General features: G+C 62.1%; 17 protein-coding genes and 2 pseudogenes. 12 read left to right on the top strand and 7 right to left on the bottom strand.

Features of this window, described 5'->3' with window-relative positions; all coding sequences use genetic code 11:
- Positions 1-49: 49 nt before the first annotated feature.
- Together tssE and G3O01_RS25840 are read right to left on the bottom strand one after the other, a co-directional pair.
- On the bottom strand, positions 50-484 hold the full coding sequence (gene tssE / locus G3O01_RS25845; RefSeq protein ID WP_205809436.1) for a type VI secretion system baseplate subunit TssE: 435 nt from the start codon (positions 482-484) through the stop codon (positions 50-52).
- Positions 481-1242, bottom strand: a pseudogene (locus tag G3O01_RS25840) (AAA family ATPase); the annotation flags it as partial. The gene tssE and the pseudogene G3O01_RS25840, both read right to left, overlap by 4 nt.
- Between G3O01_RS25840 and tssF the strand changes: the two are divergent.
- From tssF to G3O01_RS25785, 11 genes and pseudogenes are all read left to right on the top strand, one after another.
- Positions 1241-2290: pseudogene (tssF, locus tag G3O01_RS25835) on the top strand (type VI secretion system baseplate subunit TssF); the annotation flags it as partial. The pseudogenes G3O01_RS25840 and tssF sit on opposite strands and share 2 nt — an antisense overlap.
- A gap of 74 nt (positions 2291-2364) precedes the next feature.
- Positions 2365-3369 carry a type VI secretion system baseplate subunit TssG gene (gene tssG, locus G3O01_RS25830; RefSeq protein ID WP_205809535.1) on the top strand — a complete coding sequence of 335 codons (1005 nt, stop codon included), beginning with the start codon at positions 2365-2367 and terminating at the stop codon, positions 3367-3369.
- Positions 3366-3980: a type VI secretion system lipoprotein TssJ gene (gene tssJ / locus G3O01_RS25825; protein WP_205809426.1), complete on the top strand. Its 615-nt coding sequence runs from the start codon at positions 3366-3368 to the stop codon at positions 3978-3980. The genes tssG and tssJ overlap by 4 nt, the downstream gene beginning before the upstream one ends.
- Before the next feature lie 322 nt (positions 3981-4302).
- Complete coding sequence (locus G3O01_RS25820; RefSeq protein WP_205809417.1) at positions 4303-5250, top strand: MurR/RpiR family transcriptional regulator; 948 nt, start codon at positions 4303-4305, stop codon at positions 5248-5250.
- Positions 5247-6242: an isoaspartyl peptidase/L-asparaginase gene (locus G3O01_RS25815; protein ID WP_205809415.1), complete on the top strand. Its 996-nt coding sequence runs from the start codon at positions 5247-5249 to the stop codon at positions 6240-6242. The genes G3O01_RS25820 and G3O01_RS25815 overlap by 4 nt, the downstream gene beginning before the upstream one ends.
- Positions 6243-6294: 52 nt before the next feature.
- Entirely contained in the window at positions 6295-8193 is a 1899-nt protein-coding gene (locus tag G3O01_RS25810) for a dipeptide ABC transporter ATP-binding protein (RefSeq protein WP_205809413.1), read from the top strand.
- A gap of 87 nt (positions 8194-8280) precedes the next feature.
- Positions 8281-9846 (top strand): glutathione ABC transporter substrate-binding protein GsiB, encoded by a 1566-nt coding sequence (gene gsiB, locus G3O01_RS25805; protein ID WP_205809411.1) that lies wholly within the window; start codon positions 8281-8283, stop codon positions 9844-9846.
- Positions 9847-9947: 101 nt separating this feature from the next.
- Positions 9948-10868 carry a glutathione ABC transporter permease GsiC gene (gene gsiC / locus G3O01_RS25800; protein ID WP_205809409.1) on the top strand — a complete coding sequence of 307 codons (921 nt, stop codon included), beginning with the start codon at positions 9948-9950 and terminating at the stop codon, positions 10866-10868.
- Positions 10869-10875: 7 nt separating this feature from the next.
- Positions 10876-11781, top strand: a complete 906-nt coding sequence (gene gsiD / locus G3O01_RS25795; RefSeq protein ID WP_205809407.1) for a glutathione ABC transporter permease GsiD — start codon at positions 10876-10878, stop codon at positions 11779-11781.
- Positions 11778-12836, top strand: a complete 1059-nt coding sequence (locus G3O01_RS25790) for a P1 family peptidase (RefSeq protein WP_205809405.1) — start codon at positions 11778-11780, stop codon at positions 12834-12836. The genes gsiD and G3O01_RS25790 overlap by 4 nt, the downstream gene beginning before the upstream one ends.
- On the top strand, positions 12833-13657 hold the full coding sequence (locus tag G3O01_RS25785) for a M55 family metallopeptidase (protein ID WP_205809403.1): 825 nt from the start codon (positions 12833-12835) through the stop codon (positions 13655-13657). The genes G3O01_RS25790 and G3O01_RS25785 overlap by 4 nt, the downstream gene beginning before the upstream one ends.
- A gap of 37 nt (positions 13658-13694) precedes the next feature.
- Here the strand turns inward: G3O01_RS25785 and araH are convergent, their stop codons facing one another.
- The 4 genes from araH to G3O01_RS25765 all read right to left on the bottom strand — a co-directional run bounded on the left by araH (position 13695) and on the right by G3O01_RS25765 (position 18372).
- On the bottom strand, positions 13695-14711 hold the full coding sequence (araH, locus tag G3O01_RS25780) for an L-arabinose ABC transporter permease AraH (RefSeq protein WP_205809401.1): 1017 nt from the start codon (positions 14709-14711) through the stop codon (positions 13695-13697).
- Positions 14712-14758: 47 nt separating this feature from the next.
- Positions 14759-16330, bottom strand: a complete 1572-nt coding sequence (gene araG, locus G3O01_RS25775) for an L-arabinose ABC transporter ATP-binding protein AraG (RefSeq protein ID WP_241024263.1) — start codon at positions 16328-16330, stop codon at positions 14759-14761.
- A gap of 13 nt (positions 16331-16343) precedes the next feature.
- Positions 16344-17348 carry an arabinose ABC transporter substrate-binding protein gene (locus G3O01_RS25770; protein ID WP_205809399.1) on the bottom strand — a complete coding sequence of 335 codons (1005 nt, stop codon included), beginning with the start codon at positions 17346-17348 and terminating at the stop codon, positions 16344-16346.
- Positions 17349-17442: 94 nt separating this feature from the next.
- Positions 17443-18372: a Gfo/Idh/MocA family oxidoreductase gene (locus tag G3O01_RS25765; RefSeq protein WP_205809397.1), complete on the bottom strand. Its 930-nt coding sequence runs from the start codon at positions 18370-18372 to the stop codon at positions 17443-17445.
- A 472-nt stretch (positions 18373-18844) separates the two neighbouring features.
- Between G3O01_RS25765 and G3O01_RS25760 the strand changes: the two genes are divergently transcribed.
- Entirely contained in the window at positions 18845-20587 is a 1743-nt protein-coding gene (locus tag G3O01_RS25760) for an IlvD/Edd family dehydratase (protein WP_205809394.1), read from the top strand.
- A gap of 54 nt (positions 20588-20641) precedes the next feature.
- On the opposite strand, the gene G3O01_RS25755 is transcribed toward G3O01_RS25760, so the two are convergent.
- A complete protein-coding gene (locus G3O01_RS25755) occupies positions 20642-21370 on the bottom strand; it encodes a FadR/GntR family transcriptional regulator (protein ID WP_205809533.1) in 729 nt (242 codons plus the stop codon).
- Between the last annotated feature and the right edge of the window lie 133 nt (positions 21371-21503).

The following is a 21503-nucleotide window of genomic DNA, read 5'->3' as shown; positions in this document are numbered from 1 at the left end:
TGGAAGACTGAGATGATAGCGCGAAGGGGTGGGCGCGGCGTCGTTCGAATCAGTAGCGGTCGATGTCCCGGTTCAACATCTTCAGCACGGTGCGGCCGTCCGGAGCGAAGTGCGTGCCGAAACGCACCAGGCCTTGCCTGCGTAGATGGCACGACATCGTGAAGCTCAACAGCATGTCGGGATCGGTCTCTTCGATACTGATATCGATGCTGGATAGGCGCGGTTCGTATTTGAGCAGCGTCACCTCGATCTCGCGCCGCAACTTGTGCGCCGATGCAGGCAAATGCCGGTAAATCTCGGACAGATCGTCAAGACCATAGTCCGGCAGATGCGCGAGACCGTTGCGGCGGCTATTCAGGATGCGATGGATATTGTCCTGAACGGACAGGAACGTTTGCGTTTGCGCGTCGAATTCGTCGACGGCCACGCCGTTAGCAAAGTGCCCGGTCACCATTTCGAACAGTCCGGGGGCGCCGCCGCTCATAGCGCGAACTCCGCGTGAGGCGAGACCTCTTCGAAATCGATGACCACGCATTCCGTTTTGTTCGACGACAACCGTATCGTCGCCGGCAGTTTTCCGTGCGCTGAACGCAGTAGTAGTTCGCGTGAGAGCACGGGCAGAATCTGCCGATCGAGCAGGCTATCGATATTCCGTGCGCCCGAGTCCGGTGTTCGGCAGGCCTCGACAATCTCATCGATCAGCGTGACGTCGCAGATCAGTTCCGCATCGAAGCGTTTCGCGATCCGCTGCGCGACCTTGTCGAGCTTCATGCGCACGATGCTCGCGAGTGCAGCAATAGAAAGCGGCCGATAGATCACCGTTTGAAAACGTGCGAGCAACGCGGGCTGAAAGTGTTGCAGCAACGTGGGACGGATGAGCTCTATCAACGTCGCGTCACTGACTGGCGCGTTGCCGGAAAGCGTCGTATCGTCAGCTTCATCTGGCGTGCGGCCCGTGAGATCGGCAGCCGAGACAATCTGCTCGCTGGCGAGATTCGACGTCATCAGAATGACTGTGTTGCGAAAGTCGATGATGCGGCCTTCGCCATCACGCATGAAGCCGCGATCGAATACCTGATAGAACAGATTCAGCACGTCACGGTGCGCTTTTTCGACCTCGTCCAGCAGGACCACGCTGTATGGCCGCTGGCGCACGGCTTCCGTCAGCACGCCGCCCTGGCCGTAGCCCACATAGCCCGGCGGCGATCCTTTGAGTTGGGAAACGGTATGCGCTTCCTGATATCAATTGCTGCTCGAGTACTTCACGTTTCCCGAGAAGTTCATGTTTGTCGATCTGCTCGGTCTCGACATTCAGGCCATCCCCGCTGCCGCCACGCACGTCGACGTCGAGATCGTCATGGCTCAGCCGTATCCCGACGACATGCGCTTCAACGCGCAAAACGTTCGCCTCTTCTGCACGCCCATCATCAATCTGTTTGCCCTCGAAGCTGCGCCCGTCACCGTCACGCAGTTCGAGACCGAATACCGCGTCAACGCGCGCGAGCAATATGGCGCGAGCGTCGAGGTCTATTCGGTCGATACCGTTCAGGGTTTCGATGCGGGCACAGGTCAGCGCTTCGAATATGTGCCGTTTGCGGCGTTTCGCCATCGCGGCGGCATGCTGCGCCATGAAATGCCCGAGCGTTATTTTCATACCCGCGTGCGTCGCGGGCCAGCGGGTCGGCTCGACACGTGGCTGGTGCTCGGCGGGCATGCATGGGAGCGTGCGGAGGCGCTGCCAAAGGAAACGCTATCGCTATCGGTGACGGGCACCAATGGCATGCTGCCGCGCAAGGCACTGCGCGAAGCAGGCATCACGCGCATGCGCGGCGGTTTTACGAACATTGGTGCCGTGCGTAACCTTTGCGCACCAACCTTGCCCGTCTACCCGCCGACTGGCGACCGCTTCCAGTGGCGCGTGCTATCGCATCTCGCGCCGAATTATCTGTCGCTGCTCAACGCCGAGATCCTGCGCGGCAGTCTCGCGCTATATGACTGGACGGACGGCGAACTGAACCGGCGGCGCATCGACGCGATCACCGATGTTCAACACCACCTGCTGCAGAAACTGGTGCGCGGCGGCCTGCAACGCGGCGTCGAAATCGTCGTGACCATCGATAGCAGCCGCTTCGCCGGCAATGGCGATCTCGAACTGTTCGGCGGCATGTTGAACCGCTTTCTCGGTCTCTATGCGTCGCTCAACCTCTACACCAGGCTCGTGATCGTGTCGCAACCGACCGGCCGGCGCATCGAATGGCCGGACACCAAGGGCGAAGGAGCACCGTTTTGAACGGCCGGCAAGCCACGCCGCCCCAAGCGGCCGATCGCCCACTGTTGTCCGCGCTGCTCGATCACGCGTCGCAGATGAATTTCTTCCGCTTCTGCCAGCTCATCGAACTGGCAGCGCCCAATCAGCCGCCGCTCGGCACGACGGATTCGCCGGCGGACGAGCCTGTTCGTTTCCGCTCGCACGGCCGCTTCGGATTCCCGCGCCGTGAAATCGACGCGACGGAAATCGACCCAGACGATCCGTCGAAACCACCTTCCGTCATCACCACGTTTCTCGGCCTCTATGGCGTCGATGCGCGCATGCCGTCGTACTTCGCCGACGAGATCGCGCAAAACCGCGAAGGCGCCGAGCCGCTCGCCGGCTTTCTCGATCTGTTCCATCACCGCGTCGTCACGCAGTACTACCGCGTGTGGCGCAAGTATCGCTATCCGGCCGGTTTCAGACCGGATGGCGTTGATGAAATTTCGCAGTATCTGCTCAGCTACGCGGGACTCGGCATTGGCACGCCTGACATCGCGCGCACGGTCGGCCCGCGCAAACTCCTGTCGATGCTCGGTCTCGCCGGTCAGAAGACACGCACGGCCGAAGGTCTGGCGGGCATTCTGCGTCACGCCGTAGCCGATGCGCATGTGGAAGTCGATGAGTTTCATCCCGTCTGGATCGCGGTGCGCGGTGATCAGCAGATGGCGCTCGGCGAAGCCTGTCTACTGGGCCGTGGCTTTCACGACAGAAGCAACAGCGTGCGCATCACGCTCACGCCGCAAACACGCGAGTCCGTGCTTGCACTGCTTCCCGGACATCACGCGCATCGCGAAGTGATGACGCTGTTGCGGTTCTACCTTGGTTACGAAGCGCAGGCGCATCTTGAGATGCAGGTCGCGCCCGGTCTGATGCCGGAACAGAAGCTCAATGCGAACGACGTGCGACTCGGCTTTACGACGCGTCTGGCGGGCACCGGCGCGCTGAACCGTAACAGCGGACACGTACGCGTGCAACTGGGCATCTGGACGGGCAACAGCAACGATGGCACGTCGATGCCGCGATCCGCAGAACACAACGAACAGAGCCGAAAAACATGAATAGCAAGATGAACGCGCTCGGCATGAGCGCACTGGCGTTGACTGCAATCACACTGGCCGGCTGCGGAATGACGCAGGCAGTGTCCGACAGCACCGTCGATGCCGCCAAATGGGTCTTCACGACACAGGTAAAAACGATGAGCGTCGATCTTGTCAGCCGTGCTTCGTTGAACGAAAACGCTGCGGGGCAATCGCTATCGACGGTCGTGCGGTTGTATCAGTTGAAGGATGCGCATAGCTTCCAGCAACTGGAGTACGCGCAACTGCAAACCGACGATCTCAACGCGCTGAAAGCCGATCTGCTCGCAACGCGTGACGTCGTATTGCGTCCCGAGGCGAGTGCGAGCATCAACGAGCCTATGAAGGAAGATGCGCAGTACGTAGGCGTCGTGGCGTTCTTCCGCAATCCCGACCGCGACTCGACGTGGAAGCTATTGGTGCCCAGGAAGCAGTGGAAAAAAACCGATCCCGTGAAGATCGTCGTGCGCGGCAACGTAATGGAACTGGTGGATGCCAAACCCCAGCCGGTCAGCCACGACGCGCCCCAGCAGAGTGGGCCCGCGACGACGCCGCCAAAAGCGAAAGCGGATTCGTCGGCGACGCCCGGCTAAAGGCTTCCCGCGACAAGCCACCGTTACACCAGCACGCTTACAGTCAATCGATACACCAACCGGCACCGCCTGCGAGCGATGGCCGCTTTCCATACGGTGATCGAGCTGCCCTCCTTTTGTCCCAGTGCTCCACACGCGGCACTGCGCGATCCCCAAATCTGATCTGAATCATCGCGCCGGCTCGGGGTCGGCGCTAAGAAGTCGCTGAGCCCCCTTCCCCCGTACAAACCCCCATCCGAACGAAAATTTATTTTCACAAGATAAATTTCATGTAAATTCACTTTCATTCGAGATCCAACCTGACGGAATCGCTCCGACAACCATGCCGCGCCCCAACCCGCCCGCTGCCGCCGAGCCCGCCATCGCCGCCCGCATCACGGCGGCCATGCCGATCCTCACGCCCGTTCACCGGCGCATGGGCGAGTTCGTGCTGGCCAACCAGTTTCGCGCCGCCACCATGCGCATCGACGAGCTGGCGACGGCGGTCGGCGCGTCGGTCGCCACGGCGAACCGCTTTGCCCGTGCGCTTGGCTTCGACGGTTTTCCGGCGTTTCGTGAAGCGCTCGTGCGCGGCTTCGAAGCGACACTCGCGCCCGTCGAGCGTCTGCGTTCAGCGCAGGAATCGCAGACCAACGGCGACGAACTGTTCAGCGCGTCGCTAGAACAGGCCGCCACCAACCTCGGCACGACCCGCGGCGCGATCGACAACACCGCAGCCGAGGCCGCTGTCGAAGCCATCATCGCGGCGCGTCGCGTATTCATCATCGGCTCGGGTGCGAGCGCGTTTCTCGCGAGCCTGATGGAGCACAACCTGCTGCCGTATCACGACAACGTGCAGTCGCTCGCGCTGATCGGCGGGCCGACGCATGCTGCGCGTCGGCTCTTCAATGCGGGCAAGGGCGATCTGGTGATCGCGATCGCCTTCCCGCGCTACGTCGACGACACGATTGAACTCGCGCGCCGCGCCGCCGGTCTCGGCGCGGAAGTGCTCGCGTTGACAGACGGCCCGACCTCGCCGCTCGCGACGCTCGCCACGCGCTCGCTTTTTATCCGCGCTGAACGGCGTCTTGCCGCGACATCGGAAGCGACCGTGCTCGCGGTGATCGAAGCGCTGTGCGATGCCGTTGCGTTCCGCAAGAAGCGCTCCGCGCAGGCCGCCGCCAACATGACCGAGTTCGTGTTGCCGTGGCTCACCGACACATCAACGCTGACGTCTCATTCGAAATCCGCCACGCGGCCCACTCTCAACAAGGCAAAGAAGAAGCAATGACTTCCAACGCGGTAATCGCGATTCACGGAGGCGCGGGCACGATCGTGCGCGCGTCGATGGCCCCCGATGCGGAAGCCCGCTATCACGCCGAACTGCGCGCCGTGCTGGTCGCCGCGCAGCGCGTGCTCGCCGACGGCGGCAGCGCGCTCGACGCCGTCACGCAAGCCGTGCGTCTGCTCGAAGACTGTCCGCTGTTCAACGCCGGGCATGGCGCGGTTTTCACGTCGGCGGGCACGCACGAACTCGATGCGTCGATCATGGACGGCCGCACGCTCGAAGCCGGTGCCGTGTCTTGCGTGAAGCGCGTACGCAATCCCATCGTCGCCGCGCGCCACGTGCTCGAATACAGCGAGCACGTGATGTTCACAGCCGAAGGTGCGGAAGCGTTCGCACAGACACAAGGCCTCGAATTCGTCGATCCGTCGTACTTCCATACGGATGCGCGTTATCGCCAGTGGCAGCTCGCGCGAGAGCAGGACCGGGCGATGCTCGACCACGACGGCGCGTCGCTTGCCGCCGAAGCCGGGCGCTCCGCGGAGAAAGACTCCTTGCCTCACGAACCGATCGATCCGAACAAGAAATTCGGCACGGTCGGCGCGGTCGCCGTCGATCTGTACGGCCACGTCGCGGCTGCGACATCGACGGGCGGCATCACCAACAAGCAGTTGGGCCGCGTCGGCGACGCACCGCTGATCGGCGCGGGCTGCTATGCCGACGACGCAACCTGCGCCGTCTCGACGACCGGTTCCGGTGAAATGTTCATGCGCATGGTCGCCGCCTACGACGTCGCCGCGCAGATGGCCTATCGCGGCGCGTCGCTCGAAGATGCGGCGAACGACGTCGTGATGAACCGCCTGCCCCGCATCGACGGTCGCGGCGGCCTGATCGCCGTCGATTCGCACGGCAACGTCGTGCTGCCCTTCAACACCGAGGGCATGTATCGCGGCTATGCGCGCGTCGGCGAAGCGCCCGTCACGGCGATCTACCGCTAGCCGCCGTCACGCTCACGCAATCCATCTGCTTCTGAAGCCCGGAGAAATCATCGTGCCGAACACGCCGAACCAGCCACGCGCGCTCGACAATCTGCCGTCACAACGCGTCGTCGATATCGACCGGCTCACGGTCGCTTTCCGTCGCGGCGAGACCACGTTCAATGCCGTGCGCGACCTGTCGCTGACCGTCGATCGCGGTGAGACGCTCGCGATCGTCGGCGAGTCGGGGTCGGGTAAATCGGTGACGTCGCTCGCACTGATGCGTCTCGTCGAACATGGCGGCGGGCGCATCGCAAACGGCTCGATTGCGTTTCGTCGGCGCAACGGCAGCGTGCTCGATATCGCACAAGCTTCGCAAGGCACGATGCGTTCGATCCGCGGCGCCGACATTGCGATGATTTTTCAGGAACCGATGACGTCGCTCAATCCGGTCTTCACGGTCGGCGACCAGATCGGCGAAGCGATCGCGCTGCATCAGAACAAGAGCCGCAGCGAAGCACATGCGGAAACGCTGCGTCTGCTCGATCTCGTGCGCATTCCGGAAGCACGCCGTGTGGCCGCGCGCTATCCGCATCAACTGTCGGGCGGCATGCGGCAGCGCGTGATGATCGCGATGGCGCTGTCATGCAAGCCGTCGTTGCTGATTGCCGACGAGCCGACCACCGCGCTCGACGTGACGATCCAGGCGCAGATCCTGCAACTGATACGCGGCTTGCAGGACGAAATGAACATGGGCGTGATCTTCATCACGCACGACATGGGCGTCGTCGCGGAAGTCGCGGACCGCGTGCTCGTGATGTATCGCGGCGACAAGGTGGAAGAAGGCGAGTCGGCGAAACTGTTCGCAGCGCCCGCGCATGCTTATACGAAAGCGTTGCTCGCGGCTGTGCCAAAGCTCGGTTCGATGCAGGGCACGGATACGCCTGCGAAGTTTTCATTGCTTTCGCTGGATGGCGAACACGCGCAGCAGGTACCTGTTGGAGGCAACTCGGCGCAGGACACATCTGACACGCAAGCACAACCGATTCTCCGCGTACGCGATCTCGTCACGCGTTTCCCCGTTCGCACCGGCCTGTTCGGCAAGCTCACCGGCCGCGTGCATGCCGTCGAGCGTGTCAGCTTCGATCTGCGCGCTGGTGAAACGCTCGCGCTGGTCGGCGAATCCGGTTGCGGCAAATCGACCACGGGGCGCTCGCTGCTGCGTCTCGTCGAAAGCCAGAGCGGCAGCATCGAGTTCAATGGCAAGGACATCAGCGCATTGAGCGGTCCCTCGCTGCAAGCCTTGCGACGCGATATCCAGTTCATCTTTCAGGATCCGTTCGCGTCGCTCAATCCGCGTCTGACGGTCGGTTTCTCGATCATGGAGCCGCTGCTCGTGCACAACGTCGCGAGCGGCAAGGCAGCGCAAGAACGTGTCGCGTGGCTGCTCGACAAGGTCGGACTGCCCGCCGATGCCGCGCGCCGCTATCCGCATGAGTTCTCCGGCGGCCAGCGTCAACGCATCGCGATTGCGCGCGCGCTGGCGCTCAATCCGAAGGTCGTGATCGCCGACGAATCCGTGTCGGCGCTCGATGTTTCCGTGCAGGCGCAGATCGTCAATCTGATGCTGGATTTGCAGCGCGAATTGGGCGTCGCGTATCTGTTCATCTCGCACGACATGGCCGTGGTCGAGCGCATCAGTCATCGCGTCGCGGTGATGTATCTCGGGCAGATCGTCGAGATCGGGCCGCGCCGCGCGGTGTTCGAATCGCCGCAGCATCCGTACACGAAAAAGCTGATGGGCGCCGTGCCTGTCGCCGATCCCGCGCGCCGCCACGCCAAACGCATGCTCGCCGTCGACGAATTACCGAGCCCGATCCGCTCGCTCGACAACGAGCCCGTCGTCGCGCCGCTCGTGGCCGTCGGGCCGGATCACTTCGTGGCCGCGCATCGTATCGGCGGCGCTTATTAGTCACAGGTTCATCGCAGCAATCCGGAAGCCGCGCAGACCAGCGGCATAACAACAGGCAGCACCCTCGCTCAGTGGAGTTTTGAAACGATGACAACGCTTCTCCTTTCCAAACCGTTGCGCCTGCGCTCGCTCGTGACGAGCGGCGCGCTGGTCTTTGCGATGCTCGCGTCGGGCGCCGCGCATGCGGCCACGACAGCCGTGATGGCCGTCGACTCGACCTTCACGACGCTAGATCCGTACGACGCCAACGACACGCTCTCGCAAGCCGTATCGAAGTCGTTCTATCAAGGTCTGTTCGGCTTCGACAAGGACATGAAGCTGGTCAACGTGCTCGCGACGAGCTACGAGGCGAGCCCCGATGCGCGCGTCTACACGTTCAAGCTGCGCCAGGGCGTGAAGTTCCAGGACGGCACCGACTTCAACGCAGCGGCCGTGAAGGCAACGTTCGACCGCGTGACGGATCCGGCGAACAAGCTCAAGCGCTACAACATGTTCAGCCGCATCGAGAAGACGGAAGTGGTCGATCCGTACACGGTGAAGGTCACGTTGAAGGCGCCGTTCTCGGCATTCGTCAACGTGCTCGCGCATCCGTCGGCGGTGATGATCTCGCCGGCTGCGATCAAGAAGTACGGTAGCAAGGACCTCGCATTCCATCCGGTCGGCACAGGTCCGTTCGAACTCGTGAAATGGGATCCGGCAGGTGACCTGACCGTGAAGAAGTTCGACGGTTACTGGAAGAAGGGTTATCCGAAGGTCGATGAGATCGACTGGAAGCCGGTGGTCGACAACAACACGCGCGCCGCGCTGATGCGCACGGGTGAGGCCGATTTCGCGTTCCGCATTCCGTTCGAACAGGCTGCCGCGCTGCAATCGGATGCGAAGGTCGACATCATCGCGACGCCGTCGATCATCAACCGCTACGTCAGCCTGAACACGACCAAGAAACCGTTCGATAACCCGAAGGTGCGTGAAGCGTTGAACTACGCGATCAACAAGGAAGCGCTCGCGAAGGTCGCGTTCTCGGGTTACGCGGTGCCCGCCGACGGTGTTTTGCCTGAAGGCGTCGACTACGCAACGAAGCTTGGTCCCTGGCCGTATGACCCGGCGAAGGCGCGTGAACTGCTGAAGGAAGCGGGCTATCCCAACGGCTTCGAGACGACGCTCTGGTCGGCGTACAACAACTCCACTGCACAAAAGACGATCCAGTTCGTGCAGCAGCAGCTTGCGCAAGTGGGCGTGAAGGCGAGCGTCGAAGCGCTCGAGGCGGGACAGCGCGTCGCGAAGGTCGAAAGCGCGCAAGACCCGGCAACAGCGCCGGTGCGCATGTATTACATCGGCTGGTCGTCGTCGACGGGTGAAGCGGATTGGGGCATCACGCCGCTGCTCGCGTCGTCGTCGTATCCGCCGAAGCTCGTGAATACCGCGTACTACAAGAACGACACCGTCGACAGCGATCTGACGAAGGCGCTCGAAACCACCGACCGCACGCAGAAGGCCGCGCTCTACGGCGACGCGCAAAAGCGCATCTGGGCCGACGCGCCGTGGATCTTCCTCGTCAAGGAGAAGGTCGTGTACGCGCGCAGCAAGCGGCTCTCGGGTGCGTATGTCGCGCCGGACGGCTCGTTCAACTTCGATGAAATCGCGGTGAAGTAAACCGTCCGCGCAGCGCTGGCCGCGACGTTCGTGCTTTCATGCGCACAGGCCAGCGCATTTCGCTTCATGCCGCACATGCTTTCGAATAGCGGATTGCTCTCATGCTGAATTTTCTCGTCAAACGTCTGCTGGGCCTGCTGCCGACGCTCGTGATCGTCGCCGGCCTCGTGTTCCTGTTCGTGCACATGCTGCCGGGCGACCCTGCGCGGCTCGCCGCCGGCCCCGAAGCCGACGAAGCGACCGTCGCACTGGTGCGCGCCGATCTCGGCCTCGACAAGTCGATGCCGCAGCAGTTCGTGAACTTCTTCGTGCGCGTCGCGCATGGCGACTTCGGTATCTCGACGCGCAGCAAGCGGCCCGTGTCAGCGGAGATCGGCGAGCGCTTCATGCCGACGCTGCTGCTCACGCTCGTCAGCATGGTGTGGGCGGTCATCTTTGGGATGACGATCGGGATCGTGTCGGCCGTGTGGCGCAACAAATGGCCCGACCGGCTCGGCATGACGCTCGCCGTGTCGGGTATTTCGTTTCCCGCGTTCGCGTTCGGCATGTTGCTGATGGAAATATTCTCGGTGAAGCTCGGCTGGCTGCCTATCGTCGGCGATGGTTCGTGGCGCAGCTATGTGCTGCCGTCGATCACGCTCGGCGCGGCCGTCGCGGCTGTGATGGCGCGCTTCACGCGGGCATCGTTCGTCGAAGTGCTGAACGAAGACTTCGTGCGCACCGCTCGCGCGAAAGGCGTCGCCGAACAATGGGTCGTCATCAAGCACTGCCTGCGCAACGCAATGATTCCCGTCGTCACGATGATGGGCTTGCAGTTCGGCTTTCTGCTCGGCGGCTCGATCGTCGTCGAAGTGGTGTTCAACTGGCCGGGCATGGGACGCCTGCTGGTCGATGCCGTCGCAATGCGCGATTACCCCGTGATTCAGGCGGAAGTGCTGTTGTTCTCGCTGGAATTCATCGTCATCAATCTGGTCGTCGACGTGCTGTATGCCGTCATCAATCCGACCATCCGCTTCAAGTGAGGGCCGCATGAGCACGACCGCCGACAACACCCGCGCCGTCCCGGCCACTCACGAGGAACGCGCGATCCGCACGCCATGGAGCGAGTTCTGGCGCAAGTTCCGCAAGCAGCATGTCGCCCTCGCGGCGGGCCTGTTTGTGCTGCTGCTGATCGTCGTGTCGATTGCGGGTCCGCATCTCGTTCCGTACGACCCCGAGAACTATTTCGACTATGACGCGTTGAATGCAGGGCCATCGGTGGCGCACTGGTTCGGCGTCGATTCACTGGGCCGCGATATTTTCAGCCGTATCGTTGCGGGCACGCGCATTTCGCTTGCGGCGGGCTTTTTTTCAGTGGCGATTGGCGCGATCATCGGCACGTTTTTCGGCTTGCTCGCCGGCTATTACGAAGGATGGTGGGACCGCGTCACGATGCGCGTCGCCGACGTGCTGTTCGCGTTCCCCGGCATTCTGCTTGCCATCGGTATCGTCGCGATTCTCGGCAACGGCATGATCAATGTGATTGCGGCCGTCGCCGTATTCAGCATTCCGGCATTCGCGCGGCTCGTGCGCGGCAACACGCTGATGCTCAAGCAACTGACGTATATCGAAGCGGCGCGCAGCATCGGCGCGTCGGACTGGACCATCATCATGCGGCACATTCTGCCGGGCACGATTTCGTCGGTGGTCGTGTATCTGACGATGCGTATCGGCACGTCGATTATCACTGCGGCAAGCCTGTCGTTCCTCGGTCTCGGCGCACAGCCGCCGACGCCCGAGTGGGGCGCGATGCTCAACGAAGCGCGTGCGGATATGGTAACGGCGCCGCATATCGCGCTGTTTCCGAGCCTCGCGATCTTTCTGACCGTGCTTGCGTTCAACCTGCTCGGCGATGGCTTGCGCGATGCGCTTGATCCGAAGCTGGACCGGCCATGAACAGGCTTTCGATGCCGCATGTCGGTGTGTTGCCCTCAGGTCCGCGCGGCACGATTGCGGATGTGTCGGGTGTGACGGTTGGACATTGCACGCTCGATGCCGGTCCGATACAGACGGGCGTGACGGTGATTCGTCCGCATGGTGATGATCCGTTTCGTCACAAGGTGCCTGCTGCTGCGAGTGTGATCAATGGCTTTGGCAAGAGCATCGGACTGGTTCAGGTCGAAGAACTCGGCGTGCTTGAAACACCGATTGCGTTGACCAACACGTTCGGTGTCGCTGCTGTTGCACAGGCGCAGATTCGCGCTGCGTTTGCGGCCAATCCGCAGATCGGACGCGAATGGTCGACTGTCAATCCGCTCGTGTTCGAGTGCAACGATGGCTACCTGAACGATATTCAGGCCTTGGTCATTGAGAGCACACACTACGATCAGGCGCTGGATGCTGCAGCGTCAGAGTTCGAGCGCGGATCAGTCGGCGCCGGACGCGGAATGTCGAGTTTCGATCTGAAAGGTGGAATCGGTTCGGCTTCACGTGCAATTAACGTAGCAGGCACGACGTTCGCTGTCGGCGCGCTCGTGCTTGCGAACTTCGGGCGTCTGCCGATGCTGACCATCGACGGCGAGCCACTCGGACGCGAACTGTCGGCACGTAGGCACTCAACGTCATCGAAGCCCGAACAAGGCTCAATCATCATGATCGTCGCCACCGATGCGCCGCTCGATGCACGCCAGCTCAAGCGACTCTCGTTACGCGCCGCCGCCGGTCTCGCGCGAACGGGTTCGGTTTATGGACATGGCAGCGGCGATATCGCGCTAGCGTTCTCAACTGCGCACACCGTTCCGCACGAAGGCGACTTCATCACCACACCGCCGCTGCTCAACGATTCGCGTCTCGATCCGCTATTTCAGGCATGCGCGGACAGCGTTGAGCAGGCGATCATCGACGCACTGTGGTCGGCCGCCTCCGTCGCAGGCCGCGACGGTCACACACGTCTCTCGCTGCACGAAGCAGCACCCGATCTCGAACAACTGTTGAAACGGCGCACAGCATGAAAGTACTGATTTCCGTCGATATCGAAGGCGTCGCAGGCGTCGTCAATTCCGAGCAGGTGCGCGCGGGCAATGGCGAATACGAACGCGCGCGCCGCTGGATGACGCTCGAAGCGAACGCGGCGATCGAAGGCGCATTCGCGGGCGGCGCAACCGATGTTTGGGTCAACGACTCGCACGGCGGTTTTCGCAATCTGCTGCCCGACATGCTTGATGCGCGCGCCAACGTGATACTCGGCAAGCCGCGCACGCTCGGCATGATGGCGGGCCTCGAATATGGCCCACAGCTCGTGTTCATGATCGGCTATCACGCGATGGCGCAAAGCCGCGGCATTCTCGCGCATACGATCAACAGCACTGCCTTTACTCGCGTGACGATGAACGGGCGCGATGTCGGTGAAGCGGGAATTTATGGGGCGCTGGCGCGCGAGTATGGCGCGAATGTCGTGCTGCTCTCGGGCGACGATGTATTCGCTGAAGAAACCCGTTCGACGTTTCCCGAAGCGACGTTTGTCGTGACGAAGAACGCGATGGGTTTTGGAAGCGGTTCGACGCAGACGCCGGAGCGCGCGTGTGCTGCGATCAGGGAAGCGGCGCGAAACGTCGTTGGAAAGTCGGAGATATTGGGCGGCGTACAACGCAAGCAACCCCAACCCGTCGAGATCGAATTGCGCGTGCAAACTACTGCGCTTGCCGATCTGTTCGCGCAGATGCCGTCGCTCGAACGCGTGGACGGCGTGACATTGCGCTTCTCGACACCGTCCGTCGAACATGCTGTCCGCACGCTCAACTGTTTGTCTGCCATGTCGTTCATGTTGCGCTGACCTTAGCCAGCGCAACATCGTCAGGCAAGCGGCTGGATCAAACCCGCCGCTTGCTACGCCGAAACTGATCGAACAGCACGGCCAGCAGCAGAATCCCACCGCGAATCAGATACTGATAAAACGTCGGCACATTCAACAGGCTCATCGCATCCTGCACCGAGCCCATAATCAACACACCAACCAGCACGCCCGAAATCGTCGCAACGCCACCCGTCAGCGACACGCCACCCAGCACGCAAGCTGAAATCACGCCCAGTTCAAGGCCCACAGAAGTCTTCGGATCGCCGAGACTCATCCGTGACGCGAGCATCACGCCCGCAAACCCCGTCACCAGTCCTTGCAGCACGAACACGGTGATCTTGATACGCGTAACAGGCAACCCCGCCAGCAGCGCCGCTTCACTGTTCCCACCAACAGCCAGCACGTTCTTGCCAAACACCGTCTTGCGCAGCAGGAAACCAAACAGCACGAAACCGACGATATTGCTCCAGATCGGATACGAGATGCCAAGGAACGAGCCGCCGCCGAGATCGAAGAAGCTTTCTTCCGAGATCATCACCGCATCGCCGTTCGACGTAATGAACGCAAGACCGCGCACCACTTCCATCATCGCGAGGGTGACGATCAGCGAATTGATCTTGTAGCGCGCGATCAGCACGCCGTTCACGAGTCCAACCGCGCCGCCCGCGAGCACGCCCGCCGCCACACCGAGCAACACACTATGCGTCGCCGTAATCAGCGTCGACGCCACGACGCCCGAAAACGCGACGATCGACGCCACCGAAAGATCCACCTCGCCGAGCGCCAGCACGAACATCATCGTCACGGAGATCGAGCCGATCAGCGTGACGGAAAGCAACAGGCCCTGCATGTTGCGTGTCGTCAGAAAGTCGGGCACCGCGAACGACAGCACCGCGAACAGAATGACGAACACCATCACGATGCCCGACTTGTTGATCAGGTCCCACGTACGCGCCGCGTGCGCGGCCGCGCCGGGCGATGCGGCGTGAGTGGCTGCCGGCTCGGTCGCCGGACGTGTGCTCGGTGTTTGCATGGTCTTCCAGTTCCGTGGTCTACGTAGTGCGCTGTTGCACGCGCTGCTTACTGCGGCAAAGCAAGTTTGATCAGTTGATCGGGCGTGGCCTGCGCCTTCGGCAGATCGCCGACGATGCGCCCTTCCTTCATCACCAGCACGCGGTCCGCAATGCCGATCACTTCCGCCAGATCGCTCGATACGACGATCACCGTGCGTCCCGCTTCCGCGAGGTCGTACAGCAGTTCGTAAATTTCCGCGCGCGCGCCGACGTCGATGCCGCGCGTGGGTTCATCGAGCAGAAACACGTCGATGCGCTCGGCCAGCCAGCGCGAGAGAATCACCTTCTGCTGGTTGCCGCCGGATAACGTGCCGATCACGGTTTCGGTGTTGCGCGTCTTGATCGACAGCTTGTCGATGTATTCGCGCGTCAGGTCGCGTTCGCGCTTGCCGTTCAGCAGAAAGCTCAATGGGCTGAAATGCCGCCGCGCGCTGATGTTCAGGTTGTCCGCCACAGAAGCAATCGCAACGATGCCTTCCTGCTTGCGATCTTCCGGGCACAGCGCGATACCCGCGCGCACCGCGTCACGCGGCGTCGAGAACGACACGCGCTTACCGTTCAGTTCGACATGGCCTTCCGTGGGCTGCGTCGCGCCGTAGAGCAGCTTCATCAGCTCGGAACGCCCCGCGCCCACCAGCCCGAAGAAGCCGACAATCTCGCCCTTGCGCGCAGTGAAGGAGACCGGAGCGGACAGCCCCGGCCCCATCAACTGCTTCGCTTCAAGCTGCACGTCGCCCGCTTCGCGCGGACGATATCCATACACATCGCGGATCGAGCGGCCCACCATGCAACTGATGAGGCGATCGCGATCCAGATCCGCCACCGAATCGAACGTCTCGATGCGGCGGCCGTCACGAAACACCGTGACGCGGTCGCACAGTTCGTAGACCTCGTCCATCCGGTGCGTGACGTAAATCACCGCGCGCCCCTGAGCGCGCAGTGCATTGATGATCTTGAAGAGCCGTTCCGTTTCGCGTGCGGACAAAGAACTGGTCGGTTCGTCGAAGGCGATCACGCGCGCGTCGCGCATCAACGCCTTGCCGATTTCGATCATCTGGCGCTGACCGATCGACAGGTTTTTTACCTGCATGTGCGGATCGATCGATTCGCCGAGACGCTCCAGTTCCGTCATCGCGCGCTTGACGAGCGACTTCTCGTCGAGCACGCCGAAACGGTTCGGCAACTGCCCGAGCATCAGGTTTTCTGCCACCGTCAGCTCAGGCACCAGATGCAGTTCCTGATAGATGATCGCGATGCCCGCCTCGATCGCGGCCTTGGTCGTCGTGAACTTGTGTTCGACGCCGGCAAGGCGCAATGCGCCCGCCTGCGTCTGGTTCACACCCGACAACACTTTCAGCAGCGTCGATTTGCCTGCGCCGTTCTCGCCCATCAGGCCGTGCACTTCGCCGCCGCGCACTTCGAACGACACGTTGTCGAGCGCCACCACGCCCGGGAACGCGACGGTGATGCCGTCGAGTTCGAGATGCGTGGCGGAGGCCGTCAGCGGCTGGCCCGAAGGTGCGACGTAAGTAGCATTAGTGGCGCTGGCGGCGTCATTCGCGTTCATCGTGTTTTGCATCCGTTCTGCTACGTCAGATTCCGAGTTCCGTACGCACGTCCTTCCAGTTTTCGCGCGTCATCAGCTTGCCCGTGGTCTGCGTGTCAGCAGGCGGCTGCTTGCCCGACTTGATCCAGTCGACGAGGTTCTGCGTGCTCTGCTTGCCGTGGTTCGTCGAGCTGACGGCGATCGTGCCGTAGAAGCCCGTCGGTTCCTTCTTCTGGAACTCGGCGAACGCTTCGCCCGCGCCGTTGATGCCGACGCCGATCACGTCCGAACCGGGAATGTGCAGTTGCTCGGTGGCGCGCACGCCGCCCAGCACGGTCTCTTCGTTCAGCGCGAAGATCACCCACTTCTTGATGTTCGGATGCTTCGACAGCACGGGCGATGCTGCGTTGAAGCCGCCTTCGTCGTCGGTGGTCTTTTGCGGTGCGTCGAAGATGTTGTCCTTCTTGAAGCCGTTCGCGATCAGCGATTCCGTCGCGCCGTCGGTGCGCAGCTTGGCCGTCGGCAGTTCGTAGTCGGTGATGCGGATCGCGCCCACTTCTTCCGGCTTCCAGCCGCGCTTCTTCATTTCGTCGGTGATCGCCGTGCCGACCTGATTGCCGATCTTGAACGCCGACATGCCAAGGTGCGGCACGCCCGCGAGCGGCTTGCCCGTCGAGTCGACGAGCTGATCGTCGACGGTGACGAACTTCATGTTGTAGCGCTTGGCACGCGCCTGGATTGCCGGTCCGAGACGCACGTCCGGCGGGCAGATCACGAAGCCTTGCGCACCTTGTGCGCCCAGGTTGTCGATGGCTGCCAGCACTTTCTCGCCATCAGGCGCGCCGATGTTCACGACCGAGAAGCCTTCCTTCTGGCCCAAAGCCGTCGCCGCCTTCTGCTCGTTGATGAACCATGCCTGTTCGGGCATCTTCACGAGCACGCCGATTTTCAGCGGCGCGTCCGCGTGCGCGGTCATCTGCATGGCGAACGGCGCGGCGAGCAGCGCGGCGGCCATCGCGGACAAAGTGAGGCGTCGAAGCTTACGGGTCATGCTTGTCTCCTTGGATCAGGTCGTTGCTTGTGGTTGTTCGAATCAGCGCAATACAGGTCAAAAGGGACGACCAGGCCCGCGCATCTCTCAGGCGCTAGTCGTGAAACGGCTCGACCTCGTGACGACGGCCAAGCAGGAAAGCATCGGCCACCAGCCGCAGCGGGCGCACGTCCACGTCGTGCTCGCCATGCGTGATCAGCCAGTGAAACCGTTCATACAGCGACGGATATTCGCGCTCGGGTCCGATCTCGACCGGCTTGCCGGCGATTGCCAGCTTCTTGCCGCCTTCGCTCAGATGCAGCTCGCCGTCGGTCGTCTTCACGACGATTTCCCATTGCTCGACGGGACCATGACGCCAGTCGAATTCGGCGCGCACGGGCACGCCCGCTTCGTCGATGAAATCGAGGTCGGCGGCAATCGGCGTCTGCACGTTGGCAGGCACGGACAGCGTCGCTTCGCGCAGGATCACTTCGCGCGGCAGCATGTGCGTGATGATCGACAGCGCGTTGATACCCGGATCGAACACACCGAGTCCGCCCGGCGTCCAGATCCACGCCTGACCCGGATGCCAGCGGCGCACGTCTTCTTTCCAGCGCACCTGCACTTCCTGCAGCGTGCGCGACGCGAGCCATTCACGCGCCGTCTCGACAGCAGGCGCATAGCGCGAATGCCATGTCGCGAACAGCGTGCGGCCCGCGCTTTTCGCCATCGAACGCAACACGTCCACTTCATGCACGCTCGCGCCAGGCGGCTTTTCGAGCATCACGTGCTTGCCTGCCTCGAGCGCAACGCGCGCCTGATCGAAGCGCACTTGCGGCGTCGCACACAGCGAGATCGCATCGAGTTGCGGTTCGGCCGCAAGCATCTCTTCGATGGTCTTGTAGTTGCGCACACCGTCGACGCTCGCATTGCGGCTTGCGCACGCGACAAGCTCGAAGCCGTCGAGCGCGGCGATAGCGGGAAGATGCTGGTCGCGCGCAATCTTGCCGACGCCGACGATGCCGATAGAGAGTCTGTTGTTCATATAGTGAGCTTCGAGGAGCTAACGGATTGTTAGCGGCCTCAGCGTAACGCAAGCGCATTCAACGCGCGCACGTGTTCGCATGAATCGATGCAAGCGGCGTTCGACACGGAATCGATCTGCTCAGTATGTGAAGCGAAGTCACGTTTGCCCGACGTTGCCACTATTTGAGACTCCTCACTTTCACCACGTTGCCAACCGCTCTTTCGATTCCGCCGCCGACGAATTAGCCAAACTATATGCGTGACGACGACCGGTTGTGATTAGTACTTTCCCCCATGCACACGGCCTAAAAGTCATTCTATTTATGTGCATCGGCTGTGTGTTCGCAGTATTACAGCGTACAACGTACCCGCTATTTAAGACATTCGACGGAAGATGGACTTTGTAAAAGTTTGCCTGTAAACCCCATTGGACATCGGTGCAAGTCACGCATATAGTCTTACTATATTTAAACAAAACTGAACGAGACATCATGAGCGACCAACCCCGCAAACTGCGCTCCGCCGCCTGGTTCGGCACCGCCGACAAGAACGGCTTCATGTACCGCAGCTGGATGAAGAATCAGGGCATCCCTGACCACGAATTCGACGGCAAGCCGATCATCGGCATCTGCAATACGTGGTCCGAACTCACGCCTTGCAATGCGCACTTCCGCAAGCTCGCCGAACATGTAAAGCGCGGCGTCTATGAAGCGGGTGGCTTTCCCGTCGAATTCCCGGTGTTCTCGAATGGCGAATCGAACCTGCGGCCGACTGCGATGTTCACGCGCAATCTCGCGAGCATGGACGTCGAAGAGTCGATTCGCGGCAATCCCATCGATGCCGTCGTGCTGCTCGCCGGCTGCGACAAGACCACGCCCGCGCTGCTGATGGGCGCCGCGAGTTGCGACGTGCCCGCGATCGTCGTGAGCGGCGGGCCGATGCTCAACGGCAAGCATGAAGGGCGCGACATCGGCTCGGGTACGGTCGTGTGGCAACTCAGCGAACAGGTGAAGGCGGGCAAGATCTCGATTCACGAGTTCATGTCGGCGGAAGCGGGCATGTCGCGCTCGGCGGGCACCTGCAACACGATGGGCACGGCATCGACGATGGCGTGCATGGCCGAAGCGCTCGGCGTCACGCTGCCGCACAACGCGGCAATTCCCGCTGTCGATGCGCGCCGCTATGTGCTCGCGCATCTGTCCGGCATGCGCATCGTCGAGATGGCGTTGCAGGATGTGCGGCTTTCGAAGCTGCTCACGCGCGAAGCGTTCGAAAACGCAATTCGTGCGAATGCGGCAATCGGCGGATCGACCAATGCGGCGATTCACCTGAAGGCGATTGCGGGGCGTATCGGCGTGAATCTGGAACTGGACGACTGGACGCGCATCGGACGCGGCACGCCGACGCTCGTCGATCTGCAGCCTTCAGGGCGTTTCCTGATGGAAGAGTTTTACTACGCGGGCGGCTTGCCCGCCGTGCTGCGCAGACTCGGCGAAGCGGGTTTGCTGCCGCATCCCGATGCGCTCACCGCGAACGGCAAGTCGCTGTGGGAGAACTGCATCGAAGCGCCGATCTACAACGACGAAGTGATCCGTCCGCTGGACAATCCGTTGCGCGAAGATGGCGGCCTGTGCGTGCTGCGCGGCAATCTCGCGCCGAATGGCGCGGTGCTCAAGCCGTCGGCGGCGACGCCTGCATTGCTGAAGCATCGCGGGCGCGCGGTGGTGTTCGAGAACTTCGACGACTACAAAAAGCGTATCGCCGATCCCGAACTCGACGTCACGGCTGATTCGGTGCTCGTGATGAAGAACTGCGGGCCGAAGGGTTATCCCGGCATGGCCGAAGTCGGCAACATGGGCCTGCCGCCGAAGCTGCTCGCGCAGGGCGTGACGGACATGGTGCGTGTGTCGGATGCTCGCATGAGCGGCACGGCCTATGGCACGGTGGTGCTGCACGTCGCGCCCGAAGCGCGCGCCGGTGGTCCGCTTGCTGTCGTGCGCAACGGCGACTGGATCGAACTGGATTGCGACGCAGGCCGACTGCATGTCGATATCGACGAGAAGGAAATGACTGCGCGTCTCGCCGAATGGAAAGAGTCGCAGCAACCCAATCCCGCCGATGCGAGCGGCTATCGCAACCTCTATATCGACCACGTGATGCAGGCCGATCAGGGCTGCGATTTCGACTTTCTGGTGGGTTGTCGCGGGGCGGAAGTGCCTGCGCATTCACACTGAAGCACTGAACCAGCAAAAACGCACTGAATGCGCCGCCACGCGGCGCATGGCGAATCAGCTCAGGCTGTGCGCAGCGATGCCGAGAATCGTATCGGCGTCGGCGCGTGCATTTTCGAGCTGCACGAGACTTGCCTGACGCGCGGCCAGCGCATCGCGGTTCTGGATAGCGGTGAGGATCGCCTTGTGGCGCGGCAGCGATAGTGCGTGCGTATCCGGGTGGCGGCTCGTCAGCTTGATCGACTCCGACAGCGCCAGCGACATCATGTTGCCGATATACGCGAGCATGTCGTTGTGCGTCGCAGCCATGATCGCGCGGTGAAACTCCAGATCCGGCTCGAGCAGATCGCCGGCGCTTTGCGCATGCTCCATGCGGTCGTACGCGGAGCCGATGCGTTCGAGGTCTTCGTCGGTGGCTGCCGTTGCCGCGAGCGCGGCCGCAGCCGGTTCGATGATGCGGCGCACCGTCATCAGCGACAGGAAGAACTCGCCTTCAGGGATGCTATTCAGCGTCCAGTACAGCACATCAGGATCGAGCATGTGCCACTCTTCGCGCGGCCGCACGACGCTGCCCACGCGCGGCTTCGAAACGACCAGCCCTTTGGCGACCAGCACGCGCGTCGCTTCGCGCAGCACCGGACGGCTCACGCCGTAGCTTTCACAGAGGGTTGCTTCGGCGGGCAGGCGCTCGCCTGGCTTCAGCCGGCCACTGACGATTTCGATACCGAGTTCCTGCACGATCCGCGCATGCAGGCTTTTGCGTTTCTGAAGATGCCGGTAGTCCATGATGTATTTGTTGTGGCCGTGCCAATGCGGATAGCTGTACCGTTCCCGTTGCGGGCTGTGCAAGCATAGCATGGGGCGCACGCGCCGCCTTCCGCTTTGGCGAAGCACCACACATGGCCATTATCGCGCTTGC

Source organism: Burkholderia sp. Ac-20365 (assembly GCF_017104715.1).
Lineage (GTDB): Bacteria > Pseudomonadota > Gammaproteobacteria > Burkholderiales > Burkholderiaceae > Paraburkholderia.
This window is presented reverse-complemented; position numbering and strand designations above follow the sequence as displayed.

Bases quoted from the DNA above. Each gene is read 5' to 3' on its own strand.
- tssE (WP_205809436.1), bottom strand. From the start codon at position 484: ATGAGCGGCGGCGCCCCCGGACTGTTCGAAATGGTGACCGGGCACTTT.
- tssG (WP_205809535.1), top strand. From the start codon at position 2,365: ATGAATTTCTTCCGCTTCTGCCAGCTCATCGAACTGGCAGCGCCCAAT.
- tssJ (WP_205809426.1), top strand. From the start codon at position 3,366: ATGAATAGCAAGATGAACGCGCTCGGCATGAGCGCACTGGCGTTGACT.
- G3O01_RS25820 (WP_205809417.1), top strand. From the start codon at position 4,303: ATGCCGCGCCCCAACCCGCCCGCTGCCGCCGAGCCCGCCATCGCCGCC.
- G3O01_RS25815 (WP_205809415.1), top strand. From the start codon at position 5,247: ATGACTTCCAACGCGGTAATCGCGATTCACGGAGGCGCGGGCACGATC.
- gsiB (WP_205809411.1), top strand. From the start codon at position 8,281: ATGACAACGCTTCTCCTTTCCAAACCGTTGCGCCTGCGCTCGCTCGTG.
- gsiC (WP_205809409.1), top strand. From the start codon at position 9,948: ATGCTGAATTTTCTCGTCAAACGTCTGCTGGGCCTGCTGCCGACGCTC.
- gsiD (WP_205809407.1), top strand. From the start codon at position 10,876: ATGAGCACGACCGCCGACAACACCCGCGCCGTCCCGGCCACTCACGAG.
- G3O01_RS25790 (WP_205809405.1), top strand. From the start codon at position 11,778: ATGAACAGGCTTTCGATGCCGCATGTCGGTGTGTTGCCCTCAGGTCCG.
- G3O01_RS25785 (WP_205809403.1), top strand. From the start codon at position 12,833: ATGAAAGTACTGATTTCCGTCGATATCGAAGGCGTCGCAGGCGTCGTC.
- araH (WP_205809401.1), bottom strand. From the start codon at position 14,711: ATGCAAACACCGAGCACACGTCCGGCGACCGAGCCGGCAGCCACTCAC.
- araG (WP_241024263.1), bottom strand. From the start codon at position 16,330: ATGCAAAACACGATGAACGCGAATGACGCCGCCAGCGCCACTAATGCT.
- G3O01_RS25770 (WP_205809399.1), bottom strand. From the start codon at position 17,348: ATGACCCGTAAGCTTCGACGCCTCACTTTGTCCGCGATGGCCGCCGCG.
- G3O01_RS25765 (WP_205809397.1), bottom strand. From the start codon at position 18,372: ATGAACAACAGACTCTCTATCGGCATCGTCGGCGTCGGCAAGATTGCG.
- G3O01_RS25760 (WP_205809394.1), top strand. From the start codon at position 18,845: ATGAGCGACCAACCCCGCAAACTGCGCTCCGCCGCCTGGTTCGGCACC.
- G3O01_RS25755 (WP_205809533.1), bottom strand. From the start codon at position 21,370: ATGGACTACCGGCATCTTCAGAAACGCAAAAGCCTGCATGCGCGGATC.